Origin of the sequence: Streptomyces sp. NPDC093065, from assembly GCF_044754585.1 — a bacterium.
Classification (GTDB): domain Bacteria; phylum Actinomycetota; class Actinomycetes; order Streptomycetales; family Streptomycetaceae; genus Streptomyces.
Genome location: NZ_JBIVPJ010000013.1, coordinates 120,201 through 141,130 on the forward strand (window position 1 = coordinate 120,201; position 20,930 = coordinate 141,130).

The 20,930-nt window shown below is 71.1% G+C and carries 20 protein-coding genes and 1 pseudogene; 15 read left to right on the forward strand and 6 right to left on the reverse strand.

All coding sequences use genetic code 11. The features are described from left to right. Positions 1-59 precede the first annotated feature (59 nt). From nhaA to ACIQFU_RS22780, 3 genes are all read right to left on the reverse strand, one after another. The gene (gene nhaA, locus ACIQFU_RS22770; RefSeq protein ID WP_402553921.1) at positions 60-1,484 is read right to left on the reverse strand and encodes a Na+/H+ antiporter NhaA; all 1,425 of its coding nucleotides are present in this window, start codon (positions 1,482-1,484) and stop codon (positions 60-62) included. Positions 1,485-1,661: 177 nt separating this feature from the next. Further along, positions 1,662-3,617: an acetate--CoA ligase gene (gene acs, locus ACIQFU_RS22775; RefSeq protein ID WP_402553923.1), complete on the reverse strand. Its 1,956-nt coding sequence runs from the start codon at positions 3,615-3,617 to the stop codon at positions 1,662-1,664. Positions 3,618-3,878: 261 nt separating this feature from the next. Next, a complete protein-coding gene (locus tag ACIQFU_RS22780; RefSeq protein ID WP_402553925.1) occupies positions 3,879-6,362 on the reverse strand; it encodes a SulP family inorganic anion transporter in 2,484 nt (827 codons plus the stop codon). Between the two features lie 254 nt (positions 6,363-6,616). Here ACIQFU_RS22780 and ACIQFU_RS22785 point away from each other — a divergent pair, with 254 nt between their 5' ends. Beyond that, positions 6,617-7,912 (forward strand): hypothetical protein, encoded by a 1,296-nt coding sequence (locus tag ACIQFU_RS22785; protein ID WP_402553926.1) that lies wholly within the window; start codon positions 6,617-6,619, stop codon positions 7,910-7,912. Between the two features lie 79 nt (positions 7,913-7,991). Here the strand turns inward: ACIQFU_RS22785 and ACIQFU_RS22790 are convergent, their stop codons facing one another. Continuing rightward, positions 7,992-8,972 (reverse strand): ATP-binding protein, encoded by a 981-nt coding sequence (locus tag ACIQFU_RS22790; protein WP_402553928.1) that lies wholly within the window; start codon positions 8,970-8,972, stop codon positions 7,992-7,994. Between the two features lie 111 nt (positions 8,973-9,083). Here ACIQFU_RS22790 and ACIQFU_RS22795 point away from each other — a divergent pair, with 111 nt between their 5' ends. Further along, entirely contained in the window at positions 9,084-9,908 is an 825-nt protein-coding gene (locus ACIQFU_RS22795; protein ID WP_402553930.1) for an oxidoreductase, read from the forward strand. A gap of 363 nt (positions 9,909-10,271) precedes the next feature. On the opposite strand, the gene ACIQFU_RS22800 is transcribed toward ACIQFU_RS22795, so the two are convergent. Further along, complete coding sequence (locus ACIQFU_RS22800; RefSeq protein WP_402553931.1) at positions 10,272-11,138, reverse strand: HAD family hydrolase; 867 nt, start codon at positions 11,136-11,138, stop codon at positions 10,272-10,274. A gap of 670 nt (positions 11,139-11,808) precedes the next feature. Here ACIQFU_RS22800 and ssd point away from each other — a divergent pair. Both ssd and ACIQFU_RS22810 read left to right on the forward strand, forming a co-directional pair. Further along, complete coding sequence (ssd, locus tag ACIQFU_RS22805) at positions 11,809-13,029, forward strand: septum site-determining protein Ssd (protein WP_402553933.1); 1,221 nt, start codon at positions 11,809-11,811, stop codon at positions 13,027-13,029. 416 nt (positions 13,030-13,445) lie between these two features. Then, positions 13,446-14,270 (forward strand): annotated as a pseudogene (locus tag ACIQFU_RS22810) (TadA family conjugal transfer-associated ATPase); the annotation flags it as partial. Between the two features lie 24 nt (positions 14,271-14,294). On the opposite strand, the gene ACIQFU_RS22815 reads toward ACIQFU_RS22810, so the two are convergent. After that, on the reverse strand, positions 14,295-14,672 hold the full coding sequence (locus ACIQFU_RS22815; protein ID WP_402553934.1) for a helix-turn-helix domain-containing protein: 378 nt from the start codon (positions 14,670-14,672) through the stop codon (positions 14,295-14,297). A 145-nt stretch (positions 14,673-14,817) separates the two neighbouring features. Between ACIQFU_RS22815 and ACIQFU_RS22820 the strand changes: the two genes are divergently transcribed. The 11 genes from ACIQFU_RS22820 to ACIQFU_RS22870 all read left to right on the forward strand — a co-directional run bounded on the left by ACIQFU_RS22820 (position 14,818) and on the right by ACIQFU_RS22870 (position 20,923). Beyond that, positions 14,818-15,072 (forward strand): helix-turn-helix domain-containing protein, encoded by a 255-nt coding sequence (locus ACIQFU_RS22820; RefSeq protein ID WP_402553936.1) that lies wholly within the window; start codon positions 14,818-14,820, stop codon positions 15,070-15,072. Next, positions 15,069-15,260 carry a hypothetical protein gene (locus ACIQFU_RS22825; RefSeq protein ID WP_402553938.1) on the forward strand — a complete coding sequence of 64 codons (192 nt, stop codon included), beginning with the start codon at positions 15,069-15,071 and terminating at the stop codon, positions 15,258-15,260. Before ACIQFU_RS22820 ends, ACIQFU_RS22825 begins: the two co-directional genes overlap by 4 nt. Before the next feature lie 85 nt (positions 15,261-15,345). Continuing rightward, on the forward strand, positions 15,346-15,666 hold the full coding sequence (locus ACIQFU_RS22830) for a hypothetical protein (RefSeq protein ID WP_402553940.1): 321 nt from the start codon (positions 15,346-15,348) through the stop codon (positions 15,664-15,666). Beyond that, positions 15,663-16,148 (forward strand): hypothetical protein, encoded by a 486-nt coding sequence (locus tag ACIQFU_RS22835; protein WP_402553941.1) that lies wholly within the window; start codon positions 15,663-15,665, stop codon positions 16,146-16,148. Before ACIQFU_RS22830 ends, ACIQFU_RS22835 begins: the two co-directional genes overlap by 4 nt. Beyond that, positions 16,145-16,837 carry a hypothetical protein gene (locus ACIQFU_RS22840; protein ID WP_402553942.1) on the forward strand — a complete coding sequence of 231 codons (693 nt, stop codon included), beginning with the start codon at positions 16,145-16,147 and terminating at the stop codon, positions 16,835-16,837. Before ACIQFU_RS22835 ends, ACIQFU_RS22840 begins: the two co-directional genes overlap by 4 nt. A 112-nt stretch (positions 16,838-16,949) precedes the next feature. Next, on the forward strand, positions 16,950-17,339 hold the full coding sequence (locus ACIQFU_RS22845; RefSeq protein WP_402553944.1) for a hypothetical protein: 390 nt from the start codon (positions 16,950-16,952) through the stop codon (positions 17,337-17,339). Next, positions 17,336-17,899: a hypothetical protein gene (locus ACIQFU_RS22850; RefSeq protein ID WP_402553946.1), complete on the forward strand. Its 564-nt coding sequence runs from the start codon at positions 17,336-17,338 to the stop codon at positions 17,897-17,899. Before ACIQFU_RS22845 ends, ACIQFU_RS22850 begins: the two co-directional genes overlap by 4 nt. Continuing rightward, positions 17,896-18,423: a hypothetical protein gene (locus ACIQFU_RS22855; RefSeq protein ID WP_402553948.1), complete on the forward strand. Its 528-nt coding sequence runs from the start codon at positions 17,896-17,898 to the stop codon at positions 18,421-18,423. Before ACIQFU_RS22850 ends, ACIQFU_RS22855 begins: the two co-directional genes overlap by 4 nt. Next, the gene (locus ACIQFU_RS22860) at positions 18,420-19,499 is read left to right on the forward strand and encodes a hypothetical protein (RefSeq protein ID WP_402553950.1); all 1,080 of its coding nucleotides are present in this window, start codon (positions 18,420-18,422) and stop codon (positions 19,497-19,499) included. Before ACIQFU_RS22855 ends, ACIQFU_RS22860 begins: the two co-directional genes overlap by 4 nt. 72 nt (positions 19,500-19,571) lie before the next feature. Next, positions 19,572-20,102, forward strand: a complete 531-nt coding sequence (locus tag ACIQFU_RS22865) for a hypothetical protein (RefSeq protein ID WP_402553951.1) — start codon at positions 19,572-19,574, stop codon at positions 20,100-20,102. After that, a complete protein-coding gene (locus tag ACIQFU_RS22870; RefSeq protein ID WP_402553953.1) occupies positions 20,099-20,923 on the forward strand; it encodes a phage antirepressor N-terminal domain-containing protein in 825 nt (274 codons plus the stop codon). Before ACIQFU_RS22865 ends, ACIQFU_RS22870 begins: the two co-directional genes overlap by 4 nt. Positions 20,924-20,930: the final 7 nt, after the last annotated feature.

The following is a 20,930-nucleotide window of genomic DNA, read 5'->3' on the forward strand; positions in this document are numbered from 1 at the left end:
TCTCCCTCTTCTGCTGGCTCGTCTGAGTACGGTTCCGTCTTTTGTACCGTCTCGTCAGATCATGCCGGACGGTCGTCCTGATCGCCTGCCCCGCCCGCCACTTCGGCAAGCCGTGCCGACTCCATCTCCTCGGCGATCCGCCGGTGCTCGGCGGCCTTCTTCTCGTGGACGGCAGCCATGCGAAGGTGGTACGCCGGGTCGTCCTCCTCGTAGATGTCCGGCACACCGCTGAGGTCGTCGTCGCGCTCCTCCTCCGCGACCATCCCCCGGTACTTCGCGTTCCGTACCTTCAGCAGCACGGTGGCCAGCGCCGCCGCGATCAGGGAGCCGGTCAGGACGGCGGCCTTGACCTGGTCGGTCAGCAGCCTGTCGCCCTCGAAGGCCAGCTCGTCGATGAGCAGCGAGACGGTGAACCCGATTCCGGCCAGGGTGGCCACCGCGAACACGTCGGCCCACGCGAGGTCGTCGCTGAGCGAGGCCCTGGTGAAGCGCGAGGTCAGCCAGGTGCCGCCGAAGATGCCCAGTGTCTTTCCGACGACGAGCCCGAGCACCACACCGAGGGTCTCCGGCTTGGTGAAGACGTCGGCCAGCGCCCCGCCCGAGACGGCGACCCCCGCGCTGAACAGCGCGAACAGCGGCACGGCCAGGCCCGCCGACAGCGGGCGCACCAGGTGCTCGACCTGCTCGCCGGGAGAGTGCTCCTCGCCCTCGCGCATGTGGCAGCGCAGCATCAGACCCATCGCGACACCGGCGATGGTGGCGTGGATGCCGCTGTTGTACATCAGGCCCCAGACGACCAGGCCGAGCGGGACGTACACGTACCAGCCGCGTACGCCCTTGCGCAGCAGCAGCCAGAACACGACCAGGCCGGCGACCGCGCCGCCCAGCGCGGCGAAGTTCAGAGTGTCGGTGAAGAAGACCGCGATGATCAGGATGGCGAACAGGTCGTCGACGACGGCCAGCGTCAGCAGGAACGCGCGCAGGGCGCTCGGCAGCGACGTGCCGATGACGGCGAGCACGGCGAGCGCGAAGGCGATGTCGGTGGCGGTGGGCACGGCCCAGCCGGACAGCGAGCCGCCGCCGACGACGGCGGTGACGGTGTAGACGACCGCCGGTACGGCCATGCCGCACAGCGCCGCCACGACCGGGAGGGCGGCGGCCTTGGGATCCTTCAGGTCACCGGCGACGAGTTCGCGTTTGAGTTCGATGCCGGCGACGAAGAAGAAGATCGCGAGGAGTCCGTCGGCGGCCCAGTGCGCCACCGACAGGTTCAGACCGAGGGCCTCGGGGCCGAAGTGGAAGTGGCTGACGCTCTCGTAGCTGTCGCGCAGCGCCGGTATGTTCGCCCACACCAGGGCGGCGATCGCGGCGAGGAGCAGCAGGACGCCGCCGACGGTTTCCGTGCGCAGCGCGTCCGCGACGTAGGTGCGCTCCGGGAGGGACAGCCGTCCGAAGGCCTTGCGGGGGGTGCGGGGCGCGGTCACGGGGAGAACCTCCGGTGGGTGGGCAGCACGGAACACGTGCCGACCAGACTTCCCGGCGCACCATGAGGATCTTGATGAGTCTCTTGCTTTCTCCCCAGCTTACCCGGGCCCCGGGTCTCCCACAGGGCGAGGGCACCCGGCACGTGCGCGACGCCGGGTGCCCTCGGTGTCCGTGGCTCAGTCCTCGCTGGGCGCGGCCGGGAGCTTCGACTGGATGAGGTCCATGACCGTGGAGTCCGCCAGCGTCGTGACGTCGCCGACCTGGCGGTTCTCCGCGACGTCGCGGAGCAGGCGCCGCATGATCTTGCCGGATCGGGTCTTCGGCAGCTCCGAGACCGGCAGGATCCGCTTGGGCTTGGCGATCGGGCCCAGGGTGGCGCCGACGTGGTCGCGCAGCTCGGCGACCAGGTCCTCGCTCTCCGTCGTGGTGCCGCGCAGGATCACGAAGGCCACGATGGCCTGCCCGGTCGTCTCGTCCGTCGCGCCGACCACGGCCGCCTCGGCGACCGACGGGTGGGAGACGAGGGCCGACTCGACCTCGGTGGTGGAGATGTTGTGGCCGGAGACGAGCATCACGTCGTCGACGCGGCCGAGCAGCCAGATGTCGCCGTCGTCGTCCTTCTTGGCACCGTCGCCCGCGAAGTACTTGCCCTCGAAGCGCGACCAGTACGTGTCGATGAACCGCTGGTCGTCGCCCCAGATGGTGCGCAGCATCGACGGCCACGGCTCGGTGACGACCAGGTATCCGCCCCCGCCGTTCGGCACCTCGCCCGCCTCGTCGTCGACGACGGTGGCGGAGATGCCGGGCAGCGGGCGCTGGGCGGAGCCCGGCTTGGCCTCGGTGACGCCCGGCAGCGGCGTGATCATCATCGAGCCGGTCTCGGTCTGCCACCAGGTGTCGACGACCGGGGTGGTGTCCGCGCCGATGTTCTTGCGGTACCAGATCCACGCCTCGGGGTTGATCGGCTCGCCGACCGAGCCGAGGACGCGCAGGGAGGACAGGTCGAACTTCGCGGGGATGTCGTCGCCCCACTTCATGAACGTCCGGATCGCGGTGGGCGCCGTGTACAGGATCGTCACGCCGTACTTCTGGACGATCTCCCAGAAGCGGCCCTGGTGCGGGGTGTCCGGGGTGCCCTCGTACATGACCTGCGTCGCGCCGTTGGCGAGCGGGCCGTAGACGATGTACGAGTGCCCGGTGACCCAGCCGACGTCGGCGGTGCACCAGAAGACGTCGGTCTCCGGCTTGAGGTCGAAGACGGCCCAGTGCGTGTACGCCGTCTGCGTGAGGTAGCCGCCGGAGGTGTGCAGGATGCCCTTGGGCTTACCCGTCGTGCCGGACGTGTACAGGATGAACAGCGGGTGCTCGGCGTCGAACGCCTCGGGCGTGTGCTCGGCGGACTGCCGGTCGACGGTCTCGTGCCACCACTTGTCGCGGGAGTCGTCCCAGGCGACCTCCTGGCCGGTGCGGCGGACGACGAGCACGTGCTCGACGATCCCGGCGCGCTCGACGGCCTCGTCGACGGCCGGCTTGAGCGCCGACGGCTTGCCGCGCCGGTACCCGCCGTCGGCGGTGATGACGACGCGGGCGTCGGCGTCCTGGATGCGGGTGGCCAGGGCGTCCGCGGAGAAGCCGCCGAAGACGACCGAGTGCGCGGCGCCGATGCGGGCGCAGGCCAGCATCGCGACCGCCGTCTCGGGGATCATCGGCATGTAGACGGCGACCCGGTCGCCCTTCTGCACGCCCAGCTCCAGCAGGGCGTTGGCGGCCTTGGAGACCTCGTCCTTGAGCTGTGCGTAGGTGATGGCGCGGCCGTCGCCGGACTCGCCCTCGAAGTGGATGGCGACGCGGTCGCCGTTGCCGGCCTCCACGTGCCGGTCCACGCAGTTGTAGGCGACGTTCAGCGTGCCGTCCTTGAACCACTTGGCGAACGGCGGGTTCGACCAGTCGAGCGTCTCGGTCGGTTCCTTCGCCCAGGTCAGCCGGCGGGCCTGCTCGGCCCAGAAGCCGAGCCTGTCAGCCTTGGCCTGTTCGTACGCCTCCGCCGTGACGTTGGCGTTCGCGGCCAGGTCGGCGGGGGGTGCGAACCTGCGTTCTTCCTTGAGCAGGTTGGCCAAGGATTCGTTGCTCACGACATCTCCCTTTCTCAGGGTTGTCCGTTGTGTCCCAGGCCACAGCTCATCAGACCCGGGGGGCCGATGACAAGGGTCGACGGGCAAATGGTTTAGACCTCTTCTGGTCGCCGCCTGCCTGCGGTGTCTCCTTCGTGGCTTCGTGGTCCGTGGTCACCCGTACCCACGGACGCCGACGGCGTGGGGTTCAGCGTGTGTAACGCCGCTCACACCGGTCCGCACCTCGGCTCTCCCGGGACCGACGCCCGGACGGTCAGGCGGTCAGACGGGCAGGTCCGTCTCCAGTACCAGCTCGAACACGCCGCCCTCCGCCTCCTCGGACAGCAGATACGACTGGGCCTCGCCGACGTGGAAGTACATGCCGTGCAGCTCCAGGTCCCCGGCGTCCAGTGCCCGGGCCACCGACTCGTGGGCACGCAGGTGCTCCAGCTGCTGGACCACGTTGGCCAGGCAGAGCCGCTCGGCCGCGTCGGCGGGTGCGCGTCCGGCCAGGCGGGGTCTGGCACGGGGGATTTCGTCCTCGTCATCTTTCGGGGGCACGCGCTCCAGACTCGGCAGTCCATGCCGCAGCCACCGCTGCAGGGGGGTGGGTGCGGACGCGGGCTCGGCGCGGAGCAGCGCCTGCATCGCCCCGCACCCGGAGTGTCCGCAGACCGTGATGGACCGCACCTTCAGCACGTCCACCGCGTACTCGATCGCGGCGGCCACGGAGTCGTCACCGCTCTCCGCGCCGGGCAGGGGCACGAAGTTGCCGACATTGCGCACGACGAAGAGATCGCCGGGGCCACTGGAGGTGATCATCGACGTGACCACCCGGGAGTCGGCGCAGGTGAGGAACAGCTGGGAGGGCTGTTGTCCCTCCCGGGCCAGCCGGGCCAGCTCGCGGCGCATCAGCGGGGCGGTGTTGCGGTGGAACGCACTGATGCCACGGGCGAGTTCGCGTGCGGTCGGTCTCGTGGCCCGGACGGGCCCGCAGAGGGTGCCGGGTGCGCCCGGGGTACCGGCTGCGTCTGGGGGGCCGGATGTGCTCAGGTCGGGGGCCGGTCCGGGGGCCGGTCCGGTTGCCGTGCCGTGGTACCCGTCGGCGGCCGGCTGCGGGGCCGTGCCGGCTGGGGCCGCCACCGGGGGCCGCTCGCACTGGTGGTTGCGCCACGGTGTCCAGGGGCGGCAGCGGCAGCCGTCGACCTCGGCCGGTTCGGAGATGCGGGTGCCGGGCCGGCGGCCGGTGATGTCGACGGCGCCGCCCTGCGCGGTGTGTGTCCTCTGCCAGTCCTGCAGCGTCTCGTACGCCGCGTGGTCCATGAACGACCCGTCCAGCTCCACGACGGCGTCCGCTCCGTGGGGCACCTGGTGCAGGACCCGGCTGAGCCGCGGCACGGCGAGGAACGTCAACTGGCCGCGCACATGTACGTGGTGGACTCCTTCCGCGTCGTCGTGGGTGATCCGGGTGCGGGTGAGGCGGTGCAGGGCGACGCCGACCGCGACGGCGATGCCCAGCGCGACGCCCTCCAGGACGCCGAGGAACACCACACCGCAGGTGGTGACCGCGTAGACCAGCACCTCACGGTGGCGGGTCACCGTGCGAATGTGGTTCAGCGAGACCATCTTGAGGCCGACGGCCATGACCAGGGCGGCGAGCGAGGCGAGCGGGATGAGCTCCAGGGCCGGGACCAGCAGCAGTGCGGCGATCACTACGAGAACGCCGTGCAGCATCGTCGAGTTCCGGCTGACGGCACCCGCCGCCACGTTCGCGGAACTGCGCACGGCGACACCGGCGACGGGCAGCCCGCCCAGCGACCCGGAGACGATGTTGGCGGCACCCTGACCGAGCAGTTCGCGGTCGAGGTCGGAGCGCTTGACGTGGCCGGTCGGAGCGGGCCGGGCGGCGACCAGTCTGTCCACGGCGACCGCGCCGAGCAGGGACTGCACGCTGCACACCAGCGTGGTGGTGAGGACGGCGGCGGCCAGTCCGAGTACCGGACCGTCGGGCAGTGCGGCCAGGGCGTGGCTGCTCCAGGAGGGCAGGTCGACCTTGGGCAGTACGAGCCCGGTGAGGGAGGCGACCGCGGTGGCGCCGGCGACGGCGATCAGGGCGGCGGGCAACTTGCCCAGCAGTGCCCCGGCCCGGCCGGGAATGCGGGGCCAGAGCAGCAGCACGGTGAGGGTCAGCACGCTCACGGCGAGGTCGGCGGGTTGGAGATTCGCCAACTGGGCGGGCAGCGCGACCAGGTTGTCGGGCACGGAACTCTGGGGAGTGCCGCCGAGGACGATGTGCAGCTGGGCGACGGCGATGGTGACACCGATGCCGGCGAGCATGCCGTGCACGATGGCTGGGCTCACGGCGAGCGCCGAGCGTGCCACGCGCAGGCAGCCGAGGCCCAGTTGGACGAGCCCGGCGAGAACGGTGATCGCGCAGGTCGTGCGCCATCCGTAGCGCTGGATGAGGTCGGCGGTGACCACGGTGAGACCTGCCGCGGGGCCGCTGACCTGGAGCGGGCAGCCGCCGATCCGTCCGGCGACGATCCCGCCCACCGCGGCGGCGACCAGGCCGGCCTGAAGAGGCGCGCCGGTGGCGAGGGCAATGCCCAGGGAGAGGGGCAGGGCGATCAGGAAGACCGCGATCGCGGCCGAGACGTCGGCGCCCGCGACGCGGAAGCGCCGGGGGCCGGCGGGCGGCGGACTGTGGGGTGGGTGGACGTGCTTGGTCCGGGCCGAATCGGCGCGGGCGGGGACGCAGGCTGACATGGTCCCGACTCCTGAGGGTCGTTCGATTACAGCGAGTAAATAGAGAGTAATTCAAGGTAAAGAAGCGGCATAGGTTTTTAGCACGAATGGAGTAACGCTCCGCGTATTCGAGTGAATCAGTTATTTCATCGGCTTGTCGTACTAATTCCTTCTCATTTCCGTGTCACCTTGACGGCGCTGACGGCACGGCCCGGCTCAGCACCCGACATCGCCTCGTCGGCGTTGGCCCGAGAGAAGGAAGAAGGTGGGCGGACATGGCCGCCACCCGCAGGATGGCCTCCCACAGGATGGCCGCGCGCGCCGTGGTCGCCGCGGTCTGCGCCGCGTCGCTCGCCGGTTGCGCGATCGACAACGGCAGCGGTTCCGGGGAAGGCACGCAAGGCCCGGAGAAGGAGAAGGGGAAAGCGGCACCGGCGCCGAAGAACGCGGTCCGGCTGATCGGTGACGGTTCCACCGCGTACACCGGGGCGCAGCCGCACCTGCCCCGCCCCGAACGCCTCAAGCCCGGCCAGAAGCCCCCGCAGTTCGTGGTGTTCTCGTGGGACGGCGCGGGTGAGGACAGCCAGAAGTTGTTCTCCCACTTCCGCGAAGTGGCCAAGGAGAACAACGCCAAGATGACGTTCTTCCTGAGCGGCGTGTACATGCTGCCGACCGAGAAACGGGACCTGTACAACCCGCCCCAGCACTCCCCGGGCCGCTCGGACATCGGCTTCAACGACGAGCAGGGCATCACCGACACCGTCAAGCAGCTGCGGCTGGCGTGGCAGGAGGGCAACGAGATCGGCACCCACTTCAACGGGCACTTCTGCGGCGCGGGCGGCGGTGTCGGCGAGTGGTCCGTCGAGGAGTGGAAGGAGGAGATCAGCCAGGCCAAGCAGTTCGTGAAGACCTGGAAGACCAACACCGGCATGAAGAACGCGGCGCCCCTGCCCTTCGACTACGACAAGGAGCTGATCGGCGCCCGCACCCCGTGCCTCGAAGGCCAGAAGAACTTCATGAAGGCCGCGAGCCAGATGGGCTTCCGCTACGACAGCAGCGGGGTGAACAACCAGGTCTGGCCGTCGAAGAAGGAGGGCCTGTGGGACCTGTCGATGCAGCTCGTGCCGTTCCCCGGCCACTCCTACGAGCAGCTCACCATGGACTACAACTACATGGTCAACCAGTCGGGCAGCGCCACCCAGGGCGATCCCGCCAAGCGTGAGCTCTGGGGCGACCAGATGCGTGACAGCCTGCTCAAGGGCTTCGACCGGGCCTACGACGGAAACCGGGCGCCCCTGATCATCGGCAACCACTTCGAGTCCTGGAACGGCGGCACCTACATGCGCGCCGTCGAGGATGTCGTCAAGACGGTGTGCAACAAGGAGGAGGTGCGCTGCGTCTCCTTCCGGCAGCTCGCGGACTGGCTGGACGCCCAGGACCCGAAGGTCCTGAAGAAGCTGGGCACCCTCGGCGTCGGGAAGGCTCCCGAGAAGGGCTGGGCGTCCTTCCTGTCGGCCGCGCCCGCACCGGCGCCGAAGGGCGTGCCCGGGGCGCCGGCCGCCAAGCAGTAGCCCGCCCGCCCTCGAAAGGGGGACGCGGGGACCGGTCACGAGGGGACGGTCCACGCGTGGGACGGTCACGAGGGGCTGGTCACGCGGGGGCGGTGGCCTCCTCGCCGAGCACGAAACGGGGGTCGACCTGCGCCGCCAGGTCGGCCCCGGTGCGCTCGTTGCCCCAGCTGTGGGCGTTCTTCAGGTGGAAGTGGACCATCTGCTGGGTGTAACGCACCCAGTCCCGCCGCTCGTACGTCGCGTCGACTGCCGTGTGCAGCGCGCGCAGTGCCCGGCCGTTGGCCTCCTCCAGGAGCTCGAACCGGGGCGGGCGGCCCTTCTCCATGGCGCGCACCCAGTCCGAGTGCCCGACGGTGACCAGCAGGTCCTGCCCGACCTCGTCGCGCAGGAAGTCGAGGTCGTCCTGGCCCTGCACCTTGTTGCCGACGACCTTCAGGGTGACGCCGAAGTCGCGGGCGTACTCCTTGTACTGGCGGTAGACGGAGACCCCCTTCCGGGTCGGCTCGGCGACGAGGAACGTGATGTCGAAGCGGGTGAACATGCCGGAGGCGAACGAGTCCGAGCCGGCCGTCATGTCCACCACGACGTACTCGTCACGGCCGTCGACCAGGTGGTTCAGACACAGCTCCACCGCGCCCGTCTTGGAGTGGTAGCAGGCCACCCCCAGATCGGCGTCCGTGAAGGGCCCGGTGACCATCAAACGGACGGCCCCGCCGTCGAGTTCCACCGGCCGGGCGCAGGCGTCGTACACCGGGTTGTCCTCGCGCACCCGCAGCAGGCGCGAGCCCTCGCCGGGCGGCGTCGTCTTGATCATCTCTTCGGCGGAGGCGATGCGCGGGTTGCTGCCGCGCAGATGCTCCTTGATCAGTGGAAGGTGCTCCCCGAGGGCGGGCAGCCCGGCCGCCTCCGTGTCGTCGAGGCCCAGCGCGGCCCCCAGGTGCTGGTTGATGTCGGCGTCGATCGCGACGACGGGTACGCCGGTGGCGGCGAGATGGCGGATGAACAGGGAGGACAGGGTCGTCTTGCCGCTGCCGCCCTTCCCGACGAAAGCAATTTTCATGTTCACCAAAGGTAGTCGCTTGATAGCTTTACGTGGCACGCGAAGTCGGTGAGGGGTGAAGAAGACCACTCATTCGTGGGGTGCGGCACGGGTTTGCGTAGGGTCTTACCCATGAGTACGACAGGCGCGAACGCCGATCCGCTCGCGGCCCTGGGCGCCCTGCCCGGGGTGGCCGAGTCAGTGGAGTCCGTACGCAAGGCCGTGGACCGGGTCTACGGCCACCGGATCATGCGGCGCCGCAGCAACGAGATCACCTCCGAGGCGGCACTGCGCGGCGTCCGGGGCTCGGCGGCGCTGTCCGGGGCGGACTGGGCCCTGGAGGAGGTGCGCCGGCGAAGCGACTTCAGCGGCGACGACGAGGCGCGCGCGGTGGGTGCCGCGCTCCGGCTCACCGCCGAGGCGGGACAGCTGCTGTCCATCTGGCGCCAGTCGCCGCTGCGGGTGCTGGCCCGGCTGCATCTGGTGGCGGCCGCGACCGACGCCGACGATGTGGGGCGGCCGCGCCGGCAGGGCGAGCCGGTGGACGAACCGCTCGTCGGACTGCCGCTGCCCGACGCCGAGGAGGCGCACGGCCGTCTGGACGGCCTGGCCGAGCTGGTGACGGTCGGCGGTTCCGCGCCGGCCTTGGTGACGGCCGCCGTGGTGCACGGGGAACTTCTGGCGCTGCGCCCGTTCACCTCCCACAACGGACTGGTCGCGCGCGCGGCCGAGCGTATCGTCCTGGTCGGCAGCGGCCTGGATCCCAAGTCGGTCTGCCCGGCCGAGGTCGGTCACGCCGAACTGGGGCGCGCGGCCTACCTGGCGGCCCTCGACGGCTACGTTTCCGGAACGCCGGAAGGCATGGCCGCCTGGATCGACCACTGCGGCAAGGCGGTCGCGCTGGGCGCCCGCGAGTCCACGGCGGTCTGCGAGGCGCTCCAGCGGGGGGCGGCGTAACCGGACGGACGGCACAGAAATGCGGCGGTACGAATGCTCGTACCGCCGCTGGCATGACCACCGGGTTACCAAGCGTCCTCGGTATGTGCCCATCAGGTCGGGAACTTCGCCCGTCACCTGGTGCGGCTGGCCCGTAATCGACGGGTCGACGTCGCGTGGGTGCCCGGTGTCCATGCTCGGTCCGTGGGGCCTGATGCGTGTTTGAGGTGATCCTTTCGGATGTCCTTGGTCTCGCGGGCCGTTGAATCCTTTGTACTCCTGGGCCCGAGCAAGCGGAAGGGCTCACCGCACTTCTTTACTTTTGCGCTCATACACGGGTGAAAGGGCGATGAGCAGGTCGGACCGGGCAGCCGCCCGGTCCGGTCAGGCCGCTCGGGCCGCCGTGGACCGGCGCCGGCTCGCGTACCAGACGAGGCCCGCGGTGGCCGCCGCGGCGCCTATCGCGGCGGCGGCGACGAGCGCGGGACGGGGTGGCACGGACAGCCCCCCGAGTCGCTGCTTGAGCCGCACCGGACGATGGAAATCGAGAATCGGCCACTCACGCGCCACAGCCTCCCGGCGCAGTGCCCGGTCCGGATTGACCGCGTGCGGATGGCCGACCGTCTCCAGCATCGGCAGGTCCGTCGCCGAGTCGCTGTAGGCGTAGCAGCGGGACAGGTCGTACCCCTCGGACGCGGCCAGCTCCCGGATCGCCTCCGCCTTGGTCGGGCCGTACGCGTAGTACTCCACCTCTCCGGTGAAGCACCCGTCGTCACCCACGATCATGCGGGTCGCCACCACCCGGTCCGCGCCGAGCAGCTCACCGATCGGCTCGACGACCTCGGCGCCCGACGTGGACACGATCACGACGTCACGGCCGGCGGTGTGGTGCTCCTCGATCAGGGAGGCCGCCTCGTCGTAGATGATCGGGTCGATCAGGTCGTGCAGGGTCTCGGCGACCAGCTCCTTGACCAACTGGACGTTCCACCCGCGGCACAGCGCGGAGAGGTACTCGCGCATCCGCTCCATCTGGTCGTGGTCGGCTCCGCCGGCGAGGAAGACGAACTGGGCGTATGCGGTACGCAACACGGCCCTGCGGTTGATCAGCCCGCCTTGGTAGAACGACTTGCTGAACGTGAGCGTGCTCGACTTCGCAATGACCGTCTTGTCCAGGTCGAAGAAGGCCGCTGTGCGGGGCATGGAGTGGGCCGCGGAGTGGGCCGAGGAGTGGTTTTCCACAAGCCTGAGCATAGGCGCAGCCCATTCGGCGTAAGGTGGGGCGCGTGGGTTTGCCTGAGAAGGCTCTCGGGTACACCATGGAAGTCACGGATCGTTCGCGACCGTGCTAACCCGGTCCGACTCCTCCCCCCCCGAGTCGGCCGTGGAGACGACCCCCGCTCTCCCCCCCGGCGGGGGTCGTCGCATGTCCGGGTGGGTTTCTTCGTTCTTCTCATGATTCAGGCCCCGTGCCGTGGCGGCACGGGGCCTGCGCCTTGTCCTGGACGCATTCGACTACACAGCGTAGTTGCCGGACTGCTCTGCGGGAGTCGTACGCGGGATGGAGCGGGGTCGGACGGGGCTCACCGGTTCGAGTGAGTCGATATTCACAACCATCGAGTTGTCCACAGTTTTTGACCAAGATCCACACGATTTCCCGGATCGCTGCACCGTGATTCCCACGCGTTCGGGCCGCGCCGAGTTCTTGGGCCGGATCTGTTTGCCGGACATGTGATGTCAGCCGCTCGTGCGGGACCGGATTCCGCTTCGTCACACGGCCGTGAATCGCGGCCCCCGGGGCCGCGCGACCGGCGACGAGACACGACGAGACACGACGAGACACGACGAGACACCACGCGAGACACGACCAGCCATCACGACCACCGGTGCGACCGCGGGGACCGCGCCGAAGGGGGAATCGACCATGACCGGAACCATCACGCACGACCCGCCGCCCGCCGCCGGAGGGCGGCAGAGCGGACCCTTGATCGTCACCGAGGACCCGGACCTCCTCGACGACCTGCTGCGCCTGTGCGCCGCCGCAGGTGCGACACCGGAGGTGCACCACTCGGTACCGGTGACGCCGCCTTCACCCTCGCCGCCACCTTGGACGCCTCCGGCGCTCACCGGGGCGCCGGCTTCCTCGACGTCCTCGGCGGCCCCGGCCTCCTCGGCGTCCGCGTGGCCGACCGGCTGGGAGGCCGCGCCACTGGTCCTCGTCGGGGACGACGCGGCGCGGCGTGTCCGCGGAGCCGTGCGGAGACGCGGAGTGGTCCTCGTGGGCCGCGACCAGGACGACTCGGGGGTCTGGCAGCGTGCGGTCGAGATCGGCGCCGACCACGTCCTGATGCTGCCCGACGGTGAGCAGTGGCTGGTCGACCGCATCGCCGACGTCGCCGAGGGCGCCGGCCGTCCGGCCCTCACCGTCGGCGTCATCGGTGGCCGGGGCGGCGCCGGAGCGTCCACGCTGGCCTGCGCGCTCGCCGTCACGGCCGCGCGGGAGGGCCTGCGCAGTCTGCTGGTGGACGCCGATCCGATGGGCGGCGGCCTCGACGTCCTCCTCGGCGGCGAGACGGCCGACGGGCTGAGATGGCCGGCGTTCGCTGCCTCCCGCGGGCGGGTCGGCGGCGGCGCCCTGGAGGAGTCGCTGCCCGAGCTGCACTCGCTGCGGGTGCTCAGCTGGGACCGGGGAGACTGCGTCGCGGTACCGCCGCAGGCCGTACGCGCGGTGCTGGCGGCGGCCCGGCGAAGGGGCGGCACGGTGGTCGTGGACCTGCCACGCCGGATCGACGATGGCGTCGCCGAGGTCCTCGCACAGCTCGACGTCGGGATCCTCGTCGTCCCCGCCGAACTGCGGGCCGTCGCGGCGGCGGGCCGGGTGGCGGCAGCCGTCGGCATGGTCCTTCGTGACCTCCGGGTGGCGGTACGCGGGCCGTACGCCTCCGGACTCGACGACCGTGAGGTGGCCCGGCTGCTCGGCCTGCCCCTGGCCGGTGAAGTGCCGGTCGAGTCCGGACTGCTGCGCGCCACGGAGAGCAGACGGCCCCCGGGTACGCCTTCCCGCGGCCCGCTGGCGCGCTTCTGCCGGGAGTTCTGGGAACGGGCGCTGGCGGAGTCGCAGGGGCGAGGCGGGGGCGCCCCATGAGGGACATGACTGAAGCGGTCACGGGTGGAGGAAGGCGGGTCGAGGTGGACATGGTGGTGGCGGGGGAACCGGGCGGGACGCCGGGGACCGCGGGGCGGGCTGTGGGGAAGGAAACGGGCGGCAGCGCTCCCGAGACGCCCGAGGGGCTGACTGCTCGGGTGGGGCCCGAGACCCAGCCCGCTCGGGTGGCGCCAGAGGGGCCGACCGTTCGGGTTACGCCGGGGTGGGCCATCCGGCCGTCCGGGGGATCACCCGCGGGAGGAGCCGCGCGCCGCGTACCCGGCCCATGGGCGGGGTCGGCATCTGCTGCGTCTCCGGCCACGGCTTCCGGACGGACGCAGGGTCAGGGGCGGGGCAGAGGTTCCGTGCGGGCCCCCGCGTCGGCTTCGCAGAGAGGTCCGGGCGCCGCGCCAGGGATGCACGCCGCGCCCGGGATGCTCGACGGTGTGCGGCGGCGGCTCGCCGAGAGCGGAGCGGAGCCGACGCCCGCGCGCGTGGCGCAGGCCCTGCGGGAGCAGGGGCGGGTGCTCGGGGACGCCGAGATCCTCGGTGCCGCACAACAGCTCCGGTCGGAACTCGTCGGCAGCGGCCTCCTGGAGCCGCTGCTCGCCGACCCGTCGGTGACGGACGTACTGGTGTCCGCCCCGGACCGGGTGTGGGTGGACCGGGGAGGTGGCCTGGAGCTGGCGCCGGTCGCCTTCCCGGACGCCGGGGCGGTACGACGGCTCGCGCAGCGTCTCGCCGCCGTCGCCGGGCGCCGGCTCGACGACGCCCGGCCCTGGGTGGACGCCAGGCTGCCCGACGGCACCCGGCTGCACGCGGTGCTGCCACCGGTCGCCGTCGACTGCACCTGCCTGTCGCTGCGGGTGGTGAGGCCGCGCGCGTTCACGCTCGACGAGCTGACGGCGGCGGGCACCGTGCCGCCCGGCGGCGACCGCGTGCTGCGCGCTCTGGTACGGGCCAGACTGTCATTCCTCGTCAGCGGCGGCACGGGCAGTGGCAAGACGACGCTGCTCAGTGCCCTGCTCGGGCTCGTCGGACCGGACGAGCGCATCGTGCTGGCCGAGGACTCGGCGGAACTGCGCCCAGACCATCCGCACGTCGTCCGTCTGGAGACCAGACCGGCGAACCAGGAGGGCGCGGGCCTGGTCACCCTTGAGGACCTGGTCCGGCAGGCGCTGCGCATGCGCCCGGACCGGCTGGTCGTGGGCGAGGTGCGCGGCCCCGAGGTGACCCAGCTATACCCCAGCTAAGTACCAACACTTTCAGGCAGTGCTGTGCCCCCGTTTCGCGCTGCGGAGGATCTCGATGATGTCGCGCCGGTAGGTCTCGGGGATGTCCATGTCCCAGACGGTCTGCTCGTCCGGGTCGGCCGGACGGACGGGGGGCTCGGCGGGTGGGGGCGCGGCCTGCACGGGGGTGCCGGCTTCGTAGGCGCGGGTGATGGTGCCGGAGGCGAGGTCGAGGCCGCGTTCCCAGTCCGCGCGCTTCGAGCGCTGGATCTCGTTGATGCCGCGCTCGACTGCGCTGACGGTGGTCGATGTGATGCCGATGCGTTCGGCGGCCATCTGCTGGGTGAGGTCCAGCTGCTTTCGACGTGCGGCGAGCTGCTGGCCGACCGCGCGCATGGTTGTGGGCTCCATGTCGGACCATGGTGCCGGTTCTCTGTGTAGAAAGTCTACAAGTCCCCTACTGATGTCTGGAAGACGACGGGCGCATGCCGGGGCGCACGCAAGGCGCACAGCAGAAGTACTTGCGAATCTCTAGAGATTCTGTAAGGCTTCACGCATGCCACTTCGAACCGACGGGCCGGAGATCCGACGCCGCCGCGAACTCACCGGGATGACCCAGACCGAGTTCGCCAACGCCACCGGATACGCCCCGGCCTACGTCTCCCAGATCGAGAACGGCCACGTCAACGCAGGCCCCCGCTTCCAGCGCAAGGCCGCAGCGGCTCTGGACTGCGACGTCGCCGACATCACGGCCGGCGTCCTGCCGTGGGGCACCGTCGGCCGGACGTACGCGAAGGCCCCTGCGGCATGAGCCGGCGGGTCTGCCGGACGCCTGAGGAGATCCTTGCCGCCGGCATGCACGCGGCGTGTGAGCACGAGATCAGCCCGATGCGGGACTGCCCGGAGTGCCGGCTGTCCGCGTCGGAGATCGGTCGTCTCGCGGTGCTGCATCGGCCGTACGTAGTTGCTGCGGCGGAGGCCGCGGTCGACGCCGCCTGACCCCATCAACGCCGAAGGCCCGCCCGACTTGCCCGGCCTGGCGGACCTACGACTCGGCGACCAACCAAGCAAGGAAGAGGTCACCTTGAAGACCAACCCTATCTCTCAGCACGGCGCGGCTGTCGCGCTGGTGCAGCTCCTGGAGGAGCACCCCGAGCTCTCCGAGTCCGTCTCGTGGAGCATCTCCCGGACCACCCCGAGCCTGTACGGGTTCGCCCACGACGGCGGGCTGGAGCTGCTGAACGCGGTGGCCGCGATCGTCGGCGGCAGCGTTGTGGCCGACGGCCCGTACGAGCGGACCGGGCAGTCGGTCTGCGGCTACTCGGTGTCCTCGGTGTGGCGCGACGTGCGGGTCGAGGTCGCGACGGCGCTGCCGGTGGCGGAGAGCGCGCAGGTGGCGGCATGAAGAAGACGACCCGTGACGAGTGGCGCGTGATGGTCACCGTCAAGCTGCGCCGCCCCGCCGACCTCGGACTGACCGGGCTCGACGAGATCGCCGAGTTCATCGCCCCGCCGACGCCGACCATCACGGTCGCGGTCCTGCCGCGCCGTCTGGGCAGCCTCGGCTTCAGCGCCCTGTCCATGAGCGACAGCCTGATCAGCCGCGACATCGAGGGCGACTACCGGCGCCGCTGCGAGGAGATCGCCGCCGAGCTGCGGCACCGCCCGCAGGTCGAGGACGTGACGGTCACGTGCACGGAGACGCACACGTGCTCGCACTGCGGCTACGGCTGGGAGGTGCTGACCGCCGAGGAGGCGGCCGACGCGTCGACCAACGTCGACGAGCACTCGGTGGAGGGCGAGCCGGTGTGCTGCGACAAGGCCATCGCCGAGTTCCGTGCCGAGCGTGGGATCCCGGCGCTGGCCGAGACGGGCGGTGCGGCGTGAGTGCCCCGCTGGTGATCAACACGAAGGACGGCGCGTGCTGGACGCGGCGCACGGTGACGTCGGGCGGGATCGCCCTGTACGCGCTGGCTGACGTCTGCCAGTGCCCGGAGTTCGTGATGGCGACGCTGGACGAGTTGGCGGCGCGTGGGATCGCGGGGTCGGCGGATGTGCTGCCGATGCCGGCGGGCCCGGCCGCGAAGACCGGCCCCCGCAGCTTCGCCCTCGCGGGTGAGGTGGTGGCCGAGGACTACGACGATGCCGTGTACGCGGCGGAGCAGGCGTACTCCGGTATGCGGGGCCAGGGCTACAAGGGCAGCATCTCGGTCGACACCGGTGTCGGTGAGGTCGGGGAGCTGCGCGCGAAGTTCGAGGCGCAGCTGGCCCGCGCGAACACGCTGGACCGGCTGCTGCGTACCGCGCAGGACCGCGTCGCTGAGCTGGAGGCCGCGCAGCAGCCCGCCGCGGGCTCCTCGTACCCGCCCGCGCTGCCGTGGGCCCGGCTCATGGACCACGAGGACCTGACGGACTTCCTCGACGAGCTGGCCGCGTCCGCCATCACCCACGCCACCGCCGAGACGGCGCTGGCCGAGGTCGAGAAAACGTGCGGCACGTGGCGGCTGATCGCCGAGGCGCAGCACGCGCACAACACCGCGCCCGGCCCCGACGCCGAGGCGGGTGAGTCGTCGTGACCTGGCTCCTGTGGGGCTCCTCGATCTGGGCCGTGTTCCTGGCCTTCATCTTCGTGGACGCGCCGACTCTCCTCGCCAACCTCGCCGACCGCTACCGCCACGGAGGGCAGTCGTGAACCGCATCCGCCTGTACCTGCACCGCCTGTTCCGCAAGCCGGCCGTTACCGGCCCCACCCGGATCCACGTCCGCCGTATCCCGACCGGCGTGATGCTCGACGTGGAGTCCTACCTGGTCGAGGTCATCCAGACCCTGGCCGACAACCCGGACCTGATGGACCTCCTGGCGGACATCGAGGAGGACCGGGAGTCCGCCCGCCAGCACCGGCACGACGGGTGGCGGCCGGAGCAGCTGCTCGTGGAGCGGCTGACGTCGCTGCTGGGCTACGAGATCCCGGTGTACGGGGACGCGGTGGCCGCGCTGGCGGATCGTCTGCGGGCGGCGGCTCCGGCTGCTCCGGTCGCGTCGATCCCGGCGCAGCGCGAGGGCGGTGCCGCCGCATGAGCCTCGCGACCATCACCGCCGCCGCCCTGCCCCCGCAGGCATACGCCCACAGCACCGACCACGACGTTCAGTTGACGGCCAACCCTGCCAACTGGCGTGCCATCCGCAACATCGGGCGCGGCTGGGTCAAGCCGTTCGGCGGTGGCCTGTGGACGTCGCCGGTCCTCGGCACCCGCGCCGACGGGACACCCACGGACAGCGCTTGGCTGGAGTGGCGTCGGACCAACCTCGAAGCAGACACCAGTGAGGCGCTGCTCACCGAGGTCTGGCCGGTCGGCAGCGCTCGGCTGCTGCTGATCGACGATCAGGCGCATTTGGCCGCGATCGTCGACGCCTACCCGGCCGATGACGGGAGCCGTTACCCGGACTGGGAGGCGTTGGCCACCGACGGCTGGGACGGCGTCTACCTGACCGACCGAGGGCAGTGGGCGACGCGCCTGCCTCGGTCGGGCCCGGACTTGTACGGCTGGGACCTGGAGTCGTGCCTGTGGCTGCGGCCGTCGTACGTGGTGGGCCGGACGGTCTGTTCCTCGGCGCGCAGTGAGGCAGGTGCCGCATGAGGCCCGCCGACCGGACCGAGTACATCGTGCAGTGCCTCCGCGAGGCCGGATCCATGTACGAGGACGGCGCCCGAGCGTTCCTCGCTGAGCACGACGCTCGCTGCCGGGCCGAGGCGCTCACCGCCCTGGCAGAGAAGCTGGACGGCCGCCTGAAGCTGACCGCGCACAAGACGGTCAGCAAGGACGCCATCCGCCGGTTCCTCGAACTGGAGGCGTCCGCCGCCCGCGCGGCCATCAACACCGAGACCGCCCCGGCCGCCCCGGCACCGGACCCCGAGGTTGCTGCCGACACCACACGCCGCGCACAGCTGCTGTACGCCATGGCCGCCCAGGGCGGCCACTGGAAGTCCGGCACGGTCGTCCGCTGGTACAAGGCCAACGGCTATCAGGGCCTCGGTATCCCCGCCGCCCGCCGCGACCTCGCCACCCTCCGCGACCGCGGCCACATCCACCAGCACGACAACGCGGGCTGCCGGTTTTTCACCACCAGCCTGACCACCACCGGAGAGGACGTGCGCCCGTGAGCGCCGAAATCGTCAAGCACCAGACCGCCCCGTCGGCGTCCCTGCCCGAGAAGATGCAGTACGCCAAGGCCCTCGCCGAATCCGGCATGCTGCCCGGCCAGTACCGCAAGCAGCCCGCCAACCTCCTCTACGCCCTGGAGTACGCCGAGTCCCTCGGCCTCCACCCCATGGCCGCCATCACCGGCATCCACGTCATCGAGGGCAAGCCCTCCGCCTCCTCCGCGCTCATCTCCGCACTCGTCCGGCGCGCCGGCCACAAGCTCCGGGTTCGCGGCAACGACCAGGAGGCCGTGGCTCAGATCGTCCGCGCCGACGACCCGGACTTCACGTTCGAGGTGCGGTGGACGATGGCCCGCGCCGAGCAGGCCGGCCTCGCCCGCAAGCAGGTGTGGCGGAACTACCCGGCCGCGATGCTCAAGGCCCGTGCGATCACTGAGGTGGCCCGCGACGCCTGCGAGGAGGCTCTGTCGGGGATGCACTACACCCCGGAGGAGCTGGGGGCGAACGTCGACGCTGAGGGCGTGCCGGTCGAGGCAGAGGTGCAGCAGTTGCGCCGCGTCCAGCCGGGCGAGGGCGACCCGTGGGCGGCGCCCGCCCCGCAGCCGAAGGGGACGCTGGTCGTCGACCCGGAGTGCATCGTCACACACCCGGAAGGCCAGGCCATCGTCGACGCTGCCGCGCAGGCCACGCATCGTGGCGACGTGAAGCAGCGGTGGGCCGATGCGAAGAACGCGGACCTGCTCCACGCAGTCATCAAGGCCCCGGACAGCAGCGAGTGGGAGATGGTCCGGGACTACCTGACCCGTCTCGGCAAGGCGCTCCCCGCACAGACTGCGGCTGCTCCCGCCGACGACGCGCCCGACGGCGTGGTGGACGCGGAGGTCGTCGAGACGCCCGCCGCCGACCCGGTGACCGACGCGCAGGCCGCCGAGGCCGAGCTGCGCGCCGCCGCCGCCAAGGTCGGACTGGCCGAGCTGGACGCCGAGTTCGAGCGCTCCTACGGCCTGCCCATCAGCGAGGCCGGGGTGAAGGACCTGCGGGCCATGACCGCGATCCTCACCGGCACCGCCGCCTGACCCATCCATCAGCACGGGGCCGCCCTGCCCGTCGACAGCAGGCAGGCCGGCCCCGCTCAGCAAGGAGACCACATGTCCCTCAAGGACGCAGCGGCCCGCGAGGCCTACTTGAAGACCCTCCTCGACGTCGTCAACGACGCCTACAAGGCCGCCCGCTCGGAGACGCAGCAGCTCCTCGACACCGCGGCCGAGGAGACCGGCGCCCGGCAGGTCGCCGCGAGCCTGCCCGACGGCGGCGACATCGCCACCGTCAGTCTGTCCGCTGGTGAGGCCGCCGCGAAGGTCATCGACGACGAGGCGTTCACCGCCTGGGTCGTCGCGAACTACGGCACGGAGGTGGAGCGCCGGTTCGTCACCGAGGTGCGGGGCGCGTTCCGGGAGAAGGTTCTCGGTGCGCTGACGGCGGCTGGCGGGCTGGAGTGGGCGGACCCGGAGTCGGGTGTGATCCACGAGGTGCCGGGGGTGGCGATCGCTCCGGCGCGGGCGCGAACGCACAGCCTGCGGTTCAAGAAGGACGGTCGGGAGCAGGTCATGCAGGCCTGGCGCGAGGGCCGCCTCGCGGGCGTGGCGCTTCCGGAGCTGACCGCGGGCGGTGCCGAATGAGCACCGAGATCGCACGCATCGAGCTGTCGGCTGGCGCCATCGACACCGTCATGGTCGACGGGGAGCCGCACGTCGTCTTCCGCCCGGCCGTCGAAGCGATCGGGCTCGACTACTCCACCCAGCTCCGGAAGATCCGCGAGCGGTCGTGGGCCAACCGTAGGGATATCCCCACAGTTGCCGATGACGGCAAGACGCGGCAGATGGCCGCGGTCGACGTCCGCACCTTCCTGATGTGGCTCGCCACCGTCAACGAGAACAAGGTCGCCGAGTCCGCGCGGCCGACGCTGATCGCCTACCAGCGGGAGACCACGGCGGCCGTCGAGGCGTACTGGACGCGGGGCGGTGCGGTGAACCCGGCTGCCACCCGGGAGCAGGTCGCCGATCTCCGCGAGCGTCTCGACGGTGTGGAGCGGGCCCGGCTCGCGCAGGAGCGGCTGTCCGCCATGGGCGTCGCGAAGCAGTTCGGCCTCGTCAACGACTCCTACGTCCAGGCGATGGCGCGCACCGAGCTGGCGCGGATGAACGGCGAGGAGCCGGACATCGACCCGGCGGACATCACGATCACCGCTGACGAGTTCCTCGGCGAGCGCGGCGTCACCGGCGCTCAGCTGCGGTCGGCGCGGGTGAAGCTGGGCCAGACCGTGGCGACGCTGTACCGGGCGCGGTACGGGAAGCCACCACAGAAGGTGAAGCGGCCCATCAACGGCGTGCACCGGGATGTGGCCGTGTACACGCACCGGGACCTCGACCTGTTCGAGACGGCGTGGGCTGAGCTGGGCCGGCACTACGACGTGCAGACCGCGATCGGTGGTGCGGCATGAGGTGGCC

Coding starts and splice junctions, on each gene's coding strand:
- ACIQFU_RS22780 (WP_402553925.1), bottom strand. CDS start 6,362: ATGTCAGCCTGCGTCCCCGCCCGCGCCGATTCGGCCCGGACCAAGCAC.
- ACIQFU_RS22785 (WP_402553926.1), top strand. CDS start 6,617: ATGGCCGCCACCCGCAGGATGGCCTCCCACAGGATGGCCGCGCGCGCC.
- ACIQFU_RS22790 (WP_402553928.1), bottom strand. CDS start 8,972: ATGAAAATTGCTTTCGTCGGGAAGGGCGGCAGCGGCAAGACGACCCTG.
- ACIQFU_RS22795 (WP_402553930.1), top strand. CDS start 9,084: ATGAGTACGACAGGCGCGAACGCCGATCCGCTCGCGGCCCTGGGCGCC.
- ACIQFU_RS22800 (WP_402553931.1), bottom strand. CDS start 11,138: ATGCTCAGGCTTGTGGAAAACCACTCCTCGGCCCACTCCGCGGCCCAC.
- ssd (WP_402553933.1), top strand. CDS start 11,809: ATGACCGGAACCATCACGCACGACCCGCCGCCCGCCGCCGGAGGGCGG.
- ACIQFU_RS22815 (WP_402553934.1), bottom strand. CDS start 14,672: ATGGAGCCCACAACCATGCGCGCGGTCGGCCAGCAGCTCGCCGCACGT.
- ACIQFU_RS22820 (WP_402553936.1), top strand. CDS start 14,818: ATGCCACTTCGAACCGACGGGCCGGAGATCCGACGCCGCCGCGAACTC.
- ACIQFU_RS22825 (WP_402553938.1), top strand. CDS start 15,069: ATGAGCCGGCGGGTCTGCCGGACGCCTGAGGAGATCCTTGCCGCCGGC.
- ACIQFU_RS22835 (WP_402553941.1), top strand. CDS start 15,663: ATGAAGAAGACGACCCGTGACGAGTGGCGCGTGATGGTCACCGTCAAG.
- ACIQFU_RS22850 (WP_402553946.1), top strand. CDS start 17,336: ATGAGCCTCGCGACCATCACCGCCGCCGCCCTGCCCCCGCAGGCATAC.
- ACIQFU_RS22855 (WP_402553948.1), top strand. CDS start 17,896: ATGAGGCCCGCCGACCGGACCGAGTACATCGTGCAGTGCCTCCGCGAG.
- ACIQFU_RS22865 (WP_402553951.1), top strand. CDS start 19,572: ATGTCCCTCAAGGACGCAGCGGCCCGCGAGGCCTACTTGAAGACCCTC.
- ACIQFU_RS22870 (WP_402553953.1), top strand. CDS start 20,099: ATGAGCACCGAGATCGCACGCATCGAGCTGTCGGCTGGCGCCATCGAC.